General features: G+C 48.2%; 12 protein-coding genes. 9 read left to right on the forward strand and 3 right to left on the reverse strand.

The genetic code is table 11. The features are described from left to right. Positions 1-2: 2 nt before the first annotated feature. The 6 genes from L3C95_RS31985 (at position 3) to L3C95_RS32010 (ending at position 6,760) form a co-directional block, all read left to right on the forward strand. A complete protein-coding gene (locus L3C95_RS31985) occupies positions 3-731 on the forward strand; it encodes a TolC family protein (RefSeq protein ID WP_236394754.1) in 729 nt (242 codons plus the stop codon). Positions 732-746: 15 nt separating this feature from the next. After that, a complete protein-coding gene (locus tag L3C95_RS31990) occupies positions 747-2,426 on the forward strand; it encodes a hypothetical protein (RefSeq protein ID WP_236394756.1) in 1,680 nt (559 codons plus the stop codon). Next, complete coding sequence (locus tag L3C95_RS31995; RefSeq protein ID WP_236394758.1) at positions 2,426-3,586, forward strand: acyltransferase family protein; 1,161 nt, start codon at positions 2,426-2,428, stop codon at positions 3,584-3,586. Before L3C95_RS31990 ends, L3C95_RS31995 begins: the two co-directional genes overlap by 1 nt. 3 nt (positions 3,587-3,589) lie before the next feature. Continuing rightward, positions 3,590-4,372, forward strand: coding sequence for a hypothetical protein (locus L3C95_RS32000; RefSeq protein ID WP_236394759.1), 783 nt, complete (start codon positions 3,590-3,592; stop codon positions 4,370-4,372). After that, positions 4,369-4,944 carry a gluconate 2-dehydrogenase subunit 3 family protein gene (locus L3C95_RS32005; protein ID WP_236394761.1) on the forward strand — a complete coding sequence of 192 codons (576 nt, stop codon included), beginning with the start codon at positions 4,369-4,371 and terminating at the stop codon, positions 4,942-4,944. Before L3C95_RS32000 ends, L3C95_RS32005 begins: the two co-directional genes overlap by 4 nt. A gap of 115 nt (positions 4,945-5,059) precedes the next feature. Further along, positions 5,060-6,760 (forward strand): GMC oxidoreductase, encoded by a 1,701-nt coding sequence (locus L3C95_RS32010; protein ID WP_236394763.1) that lies wholly within the window; start codon positions 5,060-5,062, stop codon positions 6,758-6,760. A gap of 61 nt (positions 6,761-6,821) precedes the next feature. Here L3C95_RS32010 and L3C95_RS32015 read toward each other — a convergent pair whose 3' ends face one another. From L3C95_RS32015 to L3C95_RS32025, 3 genes are all read right to left on the reverse strand, one after another. Then, the gene (locus L3C95_RS32015) at positions 6,822-7,247 is read right to left on the reverse strand and encodes a nucleoside deaminase (RefSeq protein WP_236394766.1); all 426 of its coding nucleotides are present in this window, start codon (positions 7,245-7,247) and stop codon (positions 6,822-6,824) included. A gap of 571 nt (positions 7,248-7,818) precedes the next feature. Further along, positions 7,819-9,072, reverse strand: a complete 1,254-nt coding sequence (metK, locus tag L3C95_RS32020; protein WP_236394768.1) for a methionine adenosyltransferase — start codon at positions 9,070-9,072, stop codon at positions 7,819-7,821. Positions 9,073-9,251: 179 nt separating this feature from the next. Next, on the reverse strand, positions 9,252-10,070 hold the full coding sequence (locus L3C95_RS32025) for a glycogen/starch synthase (RefSeq protein ID WP_236394770.1): 819 nt from the start codon (positions 10,068-10,070) through the stop codon (positions 9,252-9,254). A gap of 109 nt (positions 10,071-10,179) precedes the next feature. Here L3C95_RS32025 and panC point away from each other — a divergent pair, with 109 nt between their 5' ends. From panC to L3C95_RS32040, 3 genes are all read left to right on the forward strand, one after another. Next, positions 10,180-11,037: a pantoate--beta-alanine ligase gene (gene panC / locus L3C95_RS32030; protein WP_236394772.1), complete on the forward strand. Its 858-nt coding sequence runs from the start codon at positions 10,180-10,182 to the stop codon at positions 11,035-11,037. A gap of 125 nt (positions 11,038-11,162) precedes the next feature. Next, positions 11,163-11,507 carry an aspartate 1-decarboxylase gene (gene panD, locus L3C95_RS32035; RefSeq protein WP_199658714.1) on the forward strand — a complete coding sequence of 115 codons (345 nt, stop codon included), beginning with the start codon at positions 11,163-11,165 and terminating at the stop codon, positions 11,505-11,507. 25 nt (positions 11,508-11,532) lie between these two features. Further along, on the forward strand, positions 11,533-12,555 hold the full coding sequence (locus tag L3C95_RS32040) for a lysylphosphatidylglycerol synthase transmembrane domain-containing protein (RefSeq protein ID WP_236394774.1): 1,023 nt from the start codon (positions 11,533-11,535) through the stop codon (positions 12,553-12,555). Positions 12,556-12,703: the final 148 nt, after the last annotated feature.

Raw genomic sequence — 12,703 nt, forward strand, 5'->3', positions numbered from 1 at the left:
GTATGAAAAAGGGACTTCTATTTATTATCGGCTTGGCGTTCTGTATATCTGTGCAGGCACAGAAAAGGGAAACCAACCTTTATATCCCTCTCACCGATTCACCTGAAGTAGCACAATTGAAAGCCGTATTGGTAGAACTTGCCATGCAAAATCCCGCATTAAAGATCTATGACAACAAGGCGAAAATTGCCAAATATCAGCAAAACAAAGCCACCGCCGGCTGGCTGAATATGTTCCAGGCATCAGGCAACCTGAACGAATACACACTGAAAAACAACAGTAACAATGCTACCTTCTTCCCCAGGTACAACTTCTCACTGACCATACCACTTGGTAGTTTCCTGTCAGTTCCTAACGACGTGAAGATTGCCAAAACGGAGCGAAAAGTGGTCATGAACATGAAAGAGGAAGAACAGCTGAAAATAAAGGCAGATGTACTGAACGCCTACGAGTTGTATGCTGCCAACAAAAAGATGATGGAACTGTCAGTGCCATTGCTGGAAGACGTATACAATCATTACAAACAGACCGAAGAGAAATTCTCCAGTGGTGACAAGGATGTGTCTGTAGAGACCCTGAACATCGCCTACAGAAGCTACAATGAAGAGATGGTGAGAAAGGTGATGCTGGAAAGGGATATCAGGCAGGCCAAGATAGAACTGGAAAGGATCATTGGTGTCAGCTTTGAAGAAGCGGTACTGCAATCGCAGGCACGTACGTTTAACAAATAGTGTAATCAGCGGATAATGAGATATTACCTTCAAAGAAACTACCCCGTTATAGCTACATTACTGCTGCTGGCGGTATTGCTGGTCATAGCCTGCCGGCAGGTGCTGGTGCAGACGGGTGGCCATTTCTGTTACCCCCTGGACGACACCTTCATTCACATGTCCATTGCGAAGAACTTTGCATTGCATGGCGTGTGGGGTATCAATGCGCAGGAATTCAGCGCAGCCAGCTCCTCCCCTTTGTATACCCTGATACTGGCTACATTTTTTAAAGCAGGCGTCAACAGCATCTGGATGCCGTTTTATATCAATGTGTGTTTTGCCTTCCTGCTGGTAGTGATGACAGACAAACTCTTACAGCGTTTCAGTCTTCCTGCCCCTGTCAGATGCATTACCTTGCTTTCGCTTGTCATACTGGTACCGGTACCGGTGATGGTAGCAAGTGGCATGGAACATATGCTGCATGCCTTCCTGACCATGTGGATGTTGTATCTGTCTGTCGCCTTTCTGACGCCGGACAATACCACCCGCAACCAGGTCTTGTTACTGTCGCTGGTGGCCGGACTGGCCATTCTGGCCCGCTTCGAATCCTTATTCCTGCTGGCCGGCGTTATACTGGCCGGTATCTATAACAAGCGCTGGCAACAGACCAGCGTAGTGCTGGTACTATCCCTGTTACCACTGATCGTGTTTGGATATATTTCTGTACGTCATGGAGGATATTTCCTGCCCAACTCCGTATTACTAAAGGCCAGCAAGCTGGCAGGCGGACCTTCGCAACTGATGAGCAGCCTGCAGGAAATTGTAGTCTACAAACTGTTGTACGGCAACAATACGATGGTAAACATCTTCACGAACAAATACTACCCGGAAGGCTCTTCATCGCTTTCAGGTACTACGGTGGTAAGAATGCTGCTGATCATCCCTGCGCTGATCATACTATTGCGGCCGGATAATGATAATGTCAATACCATTGGTAAAGTAAAACAGCTGGCCTGCATTCCGCTGATCAACACCTTCCTGCATATGGCCCTGGCCGCAGTGGGATGGCTGTTCCGGTATGAGGCATACCTGCTGGCGCTGGATATCACGGTAGTGGCTATACTGTTGTATTACTACTATCGCCAGCTGGTCCGCAGTCAACGGCGTTATTCTCCACTGGAAAAAGCTGCAGGCGCCTTCCTGTTGCTCTTTGCATTTGCACCGCTGCCCTTAAGAGCTGCCGGTGCATTCCACAACCTGCCTGCCGCGGCCCGTAATATCTATGAGCAGCAGTACCAGATGGGACGCTTCCTGCAAACCAGCTATCAGCATACCGCAGTAGCTGCGAATGATGTGGGGGCAGTAAGTTATCTGTCCAACAACAGGATACTGGACCTCTGGGGACTGGGTAACAACGCAGTGGCAGCAGGAAAACTACATGGACAATATTCTCCGCAATTCCTGCAGCGGTTCACCGGCCAGGAGAACGTGAAGATCGCAGTAGTGTATGATACCTGGTTTGACAGCTCATTGCTGCAGCAATGGAAGAAAGTAGCTTCCTGGAAGATCTCCAACAACGTGATCTGCGGAGGCGACGAGGTATTCTTTTATGCGGTAGACCCTGCTGAGGCAAGGCCTCTTTATAATAAACTGGCAGCATACAAGCCATTGTTGCCACCAGGTGTAACGGTCACCTATTATCCTATTCATCTGTAATGCAAACACAGACTAACTATATTAAAAGCCTGGATGGCGTCCGCGCCATTGCGATATTGCTGGTAATGGCATTCCATTTCGGCATTATCCGCTTTGGCTGGATGGGGGTACAGCTTTTCTTTGTACTCTCCGGCTTTCTCATCAGCAGTATATTGCTGAAGGAAAAAGACAGGCCATCCCCGCTAACCCAACGCCTTAAAAAGTTCTGGATCAGGAGAAGTCTGCGCATATTCCCCCTGTACTACATCTACCTCACAGTATTTGTGGTCATCTGCCTCTTTACAGCTTTTCCTCCGGGCTATTTCAGGGACCTGCCCTATCTATATTCTTATACCTTCAATCTGACCAGGATTGCCAACAGCTGGCATGAAAGTCCGGTGTACACGCATTTCTGGTCGCTCTGTGTTGAAGAGCAGTTTTACCTGTTCTTCCCTTTTATTGTTTTCCTGCTTTCGAGGCGCAATCTGCGTGGCCTGCTGGTAATAGTACTGATAGCCGGTCCGCTGTTCCGCTGGGCCTTTGGCAACTATCTGGTACACATAGGTAAAGCACCATTCGAAGTATTCGATGTGATTTACTGGTTTCCGCTCAGTCATCTGGATGCATTCTTCACAGGAACCGCTATTCCGCTGCTGGGACTGAAAGACCGGATCAAAAAGCCCCAATGGCTGTTCGTGCTGGGCTGCCTGCTCGCAGTGGGTGCAGGTATTATCAATTACCTGTACGAAAGTCACGGACATTCACTGCCTACTTCAATGGGGTACAACTTTGGGGATGTGAATAGTTATCAGCATATCTGGTACTACACGGTGCTCAACCTGTTTACCGCATCCCTGCTGTTGTTGCTGGTATCCTCCTACAACAGCGTGCCGGGCAATTTTGTAAAGGGAATTCTGGAGAACAATGTCCTGGTAGCAATAGGCAAGGTCTCCTACGGTATGTACATTTTGCATTGGGTCATACAAACGCAGCTGGTAGAACGATGGATCCCCGTCAGCGAAAGCAACAAGTACTGGTTATTCCTGGTGGATGTACCGGTGGTGTATGTTTTCGCACTACTCAGCTTTCATTTCATTGAACAACGATTTACTCAACTTAAAGATAAATTCACTACCGGCAACACACCGGTAAAAGCCACAACACTCAGCACAAAAAACTAGATAATGAAAAAAGTATTATTTCTTGCCGGGCTGACTATCCCCAGCCTGGCAGGTGCTCCTGGCAAACCGGGAGCGTTCAGGCAAATAATTGTCCCGACCGATGAATGGCATAAAGTGCCGGCTTTACTACACGTTCCGCAGGGAAGCCCTAAAGAGAAATTTCCGCTGATCGTTTGTTTCCATGGAAGAAGCATCGCAGGTCACGACGTTTCCAAATTGTACCGGGAAGGTATTCCCCGTCAGATCAAAGAAGGCCGCAAAATAGAGGCGGTTAACAAAGCAGACGGTAAGCTGTACAAATTCATGGTACTGGCCCCGCTGGCAGAGAGCTGGGGTATCAATCCACCACAACTGGAATTTATCCTGAATGATGTACTGAAAAAGTACCCTGTTGACTCCTCCCGCATCTATCTGACAGGATACAGTGCAGGCGGATGGTGTACGCTGATGTCGATGACAGAAAGCAGGCGCCTTACCTCCCGTATCGCAGCCACTGTGCCTATGTCGCCCGCGCCTATGTACCCTGAGAACTATGGCAGGTTCAAACTGGTGTCAGATGCAGGGCTGCATGCATGGTACTTTGCCGGCACTGCGGAGCCCCAATTCCTGGAGAACAGCCTGCGTTGCATAGATAGTACCAACCACTATCAGAAAGGCCTCGTAAAGCTCACAAAACACGGAAAAGCGCATACCGGCTGGCATGAGTTCTACGATCCTGCTTACAGGGACAGTACGGACAATATGAGCATTTATGAATGGATGCTTCAATACAAGAGAAAAAGATGAACCGGAGGAAAGCCCTGGGCAGTTTACTGCTCTTAGCCGGCGCCGGAGCGGCCGCGTGGTCGGGCATCAGGCTGCGCAAGCTGTACAGCACTCCCGATCTGGGAAAGCTGAAAGAACATGCGGAGCTGATCACCGAACTGGCGGAGACCATTATACCCGCCACAGACACGCCGGGCGCAAAAGCGGCAGGTGTTACCCCCTTCATCATCAGGATGATCAGGGATTGCACGCCTAAGAAAGAACAGAATCGCTTTCTCATGGGACTGGACGAAGTAGAAGCCTATGCCAGGCACCACTACAACCGCTCATTTGCCCGCTGTAACATTGAACAGCGTGCGGCTATTGCTGATCATTTCGAAAAGCGTGACCGCCCTTATAAAGGGCTCGCCGGAAAGATCAGCCACAAGGTCATGGGAGATGCCTTCTTTGTTATCATGAAGAAGTATACCGTAATAGGGTACTGCACCTCCATGGAAGGAGCAACACGTGGCCTTGCCTACGATTATGTACCCGGACATTACGCGGGCGCTGTAAGATTGAAGCCCGGCCAGAAGGCCTGGGCTACCGAATAGCAGCAGGTTGTCATGAATGTTTAACGAGAATCACGAGGACAAAGAAACGTAAGACGGGAATACAGCGCTGCCATGGGACATTGCAGGCAGCCTAACAGTTAATCCTTTTAGAATCATGAATCTGAACATTAAGAGTGCTCAGCAGCGCACTTATGATGCTATTGTCATTGGCTCTGGCATCAGCGGAGGCTGGGCCGCCAAAGAGTTGTGTGAGAAAGGACTGAAGACATTGGTTTTGGAAAGAGGACGTAATGTGGAGCATATCAAAGATTATGTGACCACTTTTAAAACACCCTGGGAGTTCCAGCATGGTGGATTAAATACGGAGAAGGACTTCGCGGAAGATCCTGTCCAGAGTGCGGAATACAACGAAGGCAACCGGCATTTTTTTGTGCGCGATAAAGAGCACCCCTATATACAGGAAAAGCCTTTCCACTGGATCAGAGGATACCAGGTAGGCGGACGTTCCCTCACCTGGGGGCGGCAGAGCTACCGCTTGAGTGACCTCGATTTTGAAGCCAACGGGAAAGACGGTCATGGCGTGGACTGGCCAATCCGCTACAAGGACCTTGCGCCCTGGTATAGCTATGTGGAGCAGTTTGCAGGCATCAGCGGTCAGCCAGAAGGCCTGTCGCAATTGCCCGACGGCGAGTTTCTCCCGCCCATGGAAATGAACATACTCGAAAAACATTTCCGCGAGCAGGTAAAGCAGCGCTTCGAGGGACGCTGTGTTACCATTGGCAGGGTCGCAAACCTGACACGCGGCTGGCGTGGGCGCGCCCCCTGTCAGTATCGCAACCTGTGCAGCCGTGGATGCCCCTATGGCGGTTACTTCAGCAGTAATGCTGCAACCCTGCCAGCAGCTGCGGCCACAGGCAATATGACACTGCGTCCCTTTTCCATCGTATCGGAGATCTTGTACGACAAAGAAAAAGGAAAGGCCAGTGGCGTACGCGTCATAGATGCGGAAACGAAAGAAGTGATCGACTTCTATGCGACGATCATTTTCCTGAACGCCTCCACCATCGGTTCTGCCACCATATTGCTACAATCCACTTCAGCTGCATTCCCGCAGGGACTGGGCAACTCCAACGACCTGGTAGGACGGCACCTGATGGACCATCATTTCAAGGTGGGCGCCATGGGCGACTATCACGGCCTGGATGACTGGTATTATGAAGGCAGGCGGCCGACGGGTATCTATATCCCCCGCTTCCGGAACCTGGGCGATGCGGCCTCAAAACGCGATTATATACGCGGTTTTGGTTACCAGGGCTATGGCGAACGGGAAGGCTGGATGTACACCGGCCTCACAGAAGACGGCTTCGGCCAATCATTCAAAGAGAAACTGCTACGCCCCGGCAAATGGGCGTTCTGGTTAGGGGCCTGGGGCGAGACACTGCCTTATGCCGATAACAGGGTAACACTGGATACCATACAACGCGATAAATGGGGCCTGCCATTGGCCAGGGTGGCATTTTCCATCCGCGACAATGAAAGGGCTATGCGTAAGGACATGCAGCACAGCGCAGCAGAAATGCTGGAAGAAAGCGGCTTTTCAAATGTAACGGGCTTCGATTACCACTACGTCGGCGGAGAGTGTGTACATGAAATGGGTACCGCCCGTATGGGAAGAGATCCTAAGACATCCGTACTGAATGGCACTAACCAGCTGCATGAAGTAAAGAATGTGTTTATTACTGACGGTAGTTGTATGACTTCGTCCGCCTGTCAGAACCCATCACTGACATATATGGCATTGACAGCAAGAGCCTGTGATTTTGCCGTCGGGGAACTAAAGAAAGGAAACCTTTGATTTTTTATTGATAAACCGTCCACAAGCAGAAAGGGCTGTCTCATATGAGGCAGCTTCTTTTTTATTCACCTATATCCTCATTCCAAAGCGTAGGATGCTGCTGAATAAAGGCCTGCATCATCTCAATGCATTCACTGTTATTTTCTACTGTCAGCTCTACGTTATTGGCTTTTAACAGCTCCTCTGCACCCATGAATGTCTTATTCTCACCTATCACCACCTTCGGAATACCATACAGCAATATAGCGCCCGTACACATTGGACAAGGCGATAACGTTGTATACAGCACACATTCCTTATAAGTAGCAGCAGTAAGCCGGCCGGCATTCTCCAGCGCATCCATTTCCCCATGCAGGATAACACTCCCTTTTTGCACCCTCCGGTTATGTCCACGCCCGATGATCTCTCCTTTATGTACCAGCACAGATCCAATAGGGATACCGCCTTCATTAAGACCTTTCATTGCCTCATCTATCGCGGCTTTCATAAAATTGTCCATAGTATTATATCTTGAAGATCAGCAAATAGGAAATACAACAAACGCTGTTGATCGCTTATACAACACTGCGTATATCCCTAATATACTGTATAATTCCTGAACTACAGAAGAGATCTGGCAGACATCCCATTTGCTCATCCCAGACAGACCTCGCCCGTACGGTGTAAACATAAATAGCCTGTAACTGCATACTGCACGATATGCATAAGGAGGAAAGCAGCGGCAGTTATAAATAAAACAGTAACTCAGGAGCAGCGGCGGTTCCAGGTGGAGATCACTGGCCTTCGTTGTTTGAAGTATGCTGACGCGCCCTACCAGGGGTTTAATGAGATATCCAATCGCCCAACACGACCTCCCATCGTTCCATAGCAAGCAACTTCAAAGAACGCAGCCAGTGGTCCCACCTGGAACCGAAGCAATCGCCCAATACGACTTTCCAAGCAACCTCCAAACAACGCAGTCAATGGTCCCCAGGAACCGAAGCAATGTCAATCAGCAATAACAAAAAAACCGCCTCATACGAGACGGTTCTTCAAAAATTATTTCTCAGCGGATGCTATTACAATCCGAAAGCTGATTTTACTTTTTCAACATAATCCAGTTTCTCCCAGGTAAACAGCTCAACTTCTACTTTCTTCTCATTCTTCTTGCCCTTGTTGAACACCTTGGTAACTACCTTGCTGTCGCGGCCCATATGACCATAAGCAGCTGTATCGCTATAGATAGGATTACGCAGTTTCAGACGCTGCTCGATAGCGTAAGGACGCAGGTCAAAGATCTGTTCTACCTTTCTTGCGATCTCACCATCCGTCATTTTAACTTTGGAAGTACCACGGGTATCGATGAAGAGACCACAAGGTTTAGCCACACCGATCGCGTAAGATACCTGTACCAGTGCTTCATCGCAAAGACCTGCAGCTACCAGGTTTTTAGCAATGTGACGGGTAGCGTAAGCAGCAGAACGGTCTACTTTGGAAGGATCTTTACCAGAGAAAGCACCACCACCGTGAGCACCTTTACCACCGTAGGTATCAACGATGATCTTACGGCCGGTTAAGCCGGTATCACCGTGAGGACCACCGATCACGAATTTACCGGTAGGGTTGATATGATAAGTGATCTTGTCATTGAACAGCGACTGTAATTCTGGTTTCAGCTGTGCCTTTACGCGAGGGATCAGGATGTTGATCATGTCACTCTTGATCTTGGCCAGCATCTTGTCTTCAGAATCGAAATCATCGTGCTGTGTAGAGATAACGATGGTGTCGATACGAACAGGTTTGTTATCGTCGGAGTATTCGATAGTTACCTGTGACTTAGCGTCAGGACGCAGGTAAGCGATCTCTTTATTTTCGCGACGGATAGCAGCCAGCTCGATCAGCAGTTTATGAGCGAGGTCCAGAGCCAGTGGCATATAGTTCTCAGTTTCGCGGGTAGCGTAACCGAACATCATACCCTGGTCGCCTGCGCCCTGTTCTTCCGGGTTCTTACGCTCAACGCCCTGGTTGATATCAGGAGACTGCTCATGAATAGCAGAGAAGATACCACAGGAGTTAGCCTCGAACATGTATTCGCTCTTTGTATAGCCTATCTTACGGATTACCTCACGGGCAATTTCCTGCACATCCAGGTAAGCTTCAGATTTTACTTCACCCGCCAGAACCACCTGACCGGTTGTCACCAACGTTTCGCAAGCTACTTTAGAGGTAGTATCATAAGCAAGGAAATGATCAATCAATGCGTCGGATATCTGATCGGCCACTTTATCCGGATGGCCTTCGGAAACAGATTCTGAGGTAAATAAATAAGGCATAAAATAATTGAATTTCGCTTTTAGATTAGTATTGATTTAGTACAATTTACCAACTTTTTGCATTTTGGTGGTATGCCTCATGGTAAACTGCGGCAAAAATAGGAAAATAGTTTGAGAATGAACTTTCAGCGAATAAAAAAAGCCCCGTTTGAAGCGGGGCTTTTTTCTGTAGAGAAAAACTATTTTCCAAGTAGCTGGGTATACAATTGCAGATAATCCGCGAGGTCTTCATTTTCCTTTTTGTAAGGGAGAATGATCTTGCCTTTTTCCGCTTTCAGTTCATCCACTACTTTCTTTTCTGTCTTTTCACCTGCCAGTACTACGGCATCGGCATATTTACCGGCGCCTCTGTTCAGTGCACTGTTGGTACCTTCTTTATATAGCTCCAGGTCCTTTTCTTTGATCTGGGTGCTGATAGTAGCTTTCTTCACAAAGCCGGCGCCCAGTTTCTCCTTGAAGGAATTGGGCTCCATGGAATATACCACTTTGGAATGAGCAAATACCGGTTCTTTTTTGTAAGCAGTTTTCAGGTATAAAGGGATCAGTGAAGTCATCCATCCGCTACAGTGAATAATGTCCGGCGGCCAGCCAAACTTCTTTACTGTTTCCAGCGCTCCTTTACAGAAAAATACTGCACGGGCTGCATTATCGTCATAGAATTGCTCGTTTTCGTCCGTGAACAGCGTTTTACGCTTGAAGTAATCTTCATTGTCCAGGAAATAAACCTGCAAACGGGCGTTTGGCAATGATGCCACCTTGATAATCAACGGATAATCGTCGCCCTCTATCACAATGTTAATGCCAGACAGTCTTACCACCTCGTGTAACCGGTGCCTTCTCTCGTTGATAATGCCAAACCGGGGCATGATCACCCGCACTTCCAGCCCGGACTCATTGGACTTAATTGCCATTTTATTGACCATATTCGCATACTCTGTTAATTCCAGATAAGGCGACATTTCCTGAGCAATAAAAAGAATTCGTTTCTTTGTGGACATCTAATGCTGATATTAATGCAGTAATTTTAAATTTGGTTTGCAAAATTACGGATTTTTAACGGAAGAAAAGACAAATTGGCACTTTTAACATCCTTTTAAGCAATAAATTATGTATCTGTTCAAGCGGAAAGACGATCTCGAAAGGCATTTATCAACAGCACGGAAAGAGGGTAAACGTATTGGTTTTGTGCCTACTATGGGCGCATTGCATCAGGGGCATCTGTCCCTTATTGCGGCCGCAAAAGAAAACACCGACCTCGTCGTGTGCAGCATATTTGTCAACCCGACCCAGTTTAACGATCCGGCCGATTTTGAGAAATATCCCATTACCATAGACCAGGACATTCTCCAGCTTACCGCCGCCGGCAACGATGTACTGTTCCTGCCATCTGTGCAGGAAATGTACCCTAAGGGACTGACCCCGGACATGCATTATGACTTCGGTCAGCTGGAAACGGTACTGGAAGGTGCACACCGCCCCGGACACTTCCAGGGTGTTGGACAGGTGGTACATAAGCTGTTAGACCTGGTGCAGCCGGACAAACTCTTCATGGGACAAAAGGACTTTCAGCAGTGCCTGATAATCAACCGACTCATCAAACTGCTACACTTAAAGGTCGAGCTGGTTATCTGTCCTACCCTCCGTGAACAGGATGGCCTGGCCATGAGCAGCCGTAACCTGCGTCTCAATCCTACCGAAAGGCAAAACGCCCTGCACATATCCCGTGCACTATATTATATAAAAGACAATCTTAACCACGCCCCATTAAAGGAAATCGCCGATAAGGCCATTAACGAGCTGAAAGGCAATGGTTTCGATGTTGACTACCTCGATATGGTATCTGTAGCACCTGACGGGAACATTAATTTTCCTGCAACTGCCGGCAAAGATCCGCTTTATGCGGTGGTAGCTGCCAGAGAGATCAGCAGCAACGTCAGGCTGATTGACAATATGCAGGTGAACTGACCAGCCGGACGGCTGTCAACAGACCGGCCTTCTCCACGGCGCGCGCTGACCGCGCTGAAGCGTCGTATTGTATTTTTTCCCTAATTTTGCGCTACACCAGACCACAATAGTGGGTTATTTCTATCATGCACATCGAAGTACTGAAAAGTAAAATACACAGAGCAGTTATTACCGAAGCAAACTTGCAATACGTAGGCAGTATTACTATTGATGAAGATCTGCTGGATGCTGCTAATCTCATCGAATATGAAAAAGTACAGGTAGTGAACGTAAATAACGGAGAACGCCTGGAGACCTATATCATCAAAGGGAAACGCGGTTCAGGTGTTGTTTGTATGAATGGCCCCGCTGCCCGCCTCTGTGCGGTTGGCGATATTGTAATCATTATCTCTTACGCATCTATGGACTTTGAGGAGGCTAAGAAGCATACTCCGATCGCCATATTCCCGAAAGAAAATAATAAACTGTAACTGCTGATCCCAAAAAAGACTTACTATGCCCAAATTTTTGAAGTTCATCTGCTTTTTAGCCATTGGGCTAGGATTAGTCTGGCTTGTTACGCACAACCTTACTGATAAGGAGAAAGATGACATCTTCAACTCTTTGGAGCATGCCAATTACTGGCTGCTGATCCCTGTTATCATAGTCGGTATTGCCAGCCACTGGTACCGGGCTGTCCGCTGGAAGCTCATCATGGAGCCCATGGGCTATCATCCTAGCACACTGAATACATTCTTTGCGGTAATGGTCGGCTATCTGGCCAACCTGGCGGTGCCCCGCCTGGGAGAAGTGACCCGCTGCGGTATCGTAGCCCGTTATGAGAAGATCCCGGTAGATAAACTGGTAGGCACCATGATCGCAGAACGCGCTGTTGACATGCTGCTGCTCCTCATCCTCATGGTGATCACCGTTGTTATTCAAATAGACGTGATCGGTGGCTTATTCGTCGCAGAGATCTGGCATCCCATTGAGAATAAACTCGGGAATGCAGGCAGTGCCCGTTCACTGATCATCATCGGCGCTTTAGTCATATTTATATTACTTACCTATATTGTTTTCCGCCTCATTTCCCGTTCCAAAATCGGGATCAAGATCCGTGCACTGGCCCATGGCGTATGGGATGGTATCCGCTCTATCGGTCAGATGGAAAAGAAAGGCTGGTTCATCTTCTACTCCATACTGATCTGGATGATGTACTTTGCTATGATGTACCTGGGCTTCTATTGTATGGAAGAAACCCGTTACCTGGGACTGAAAGCCGCGCTTGCAGTACTCATCATCGGCAGTGTAGGTATGATCGTAACACCCGGCGGTACGGGCGCCTACCAGTTCCTGGTACAAAGGACCCTCATGGTATACGGCGTACTCGATACAACAGCATATGCCTTCGGATGGATCGTATGGTCGGCCCAGACCCTGCTGGTACTTATCGTTGGCCTGGGCAGCCTGATTGCCCTCCCCTTGCTGAACAAGGACAAGGCACAAACCCCATCCTCCGATGCCGGTCAGACTACCTGATACAAGCGTTAATCAGCTCCGGATCATTCCCCTATAAATGATATATACAAGTATATCTAAGAAATATACTATAGATTATCGTCTATACGCTATTCGCTATCGCTTTATAATTCCTTATCTTTAAGAATGCGTATCAGAAATTTAACAT

The sequence above is a fragment of the Chitinophaga filiformis genome (genome assembly GCF_021646545.1).
Taxonomy (GTDB): domain Bacteria; phylum Bacteroidota; class Bacteroidia; order Chitinophagales; family Chitinophagaceae; genus Chitinophaga; species Chitinophaga filiformis_A.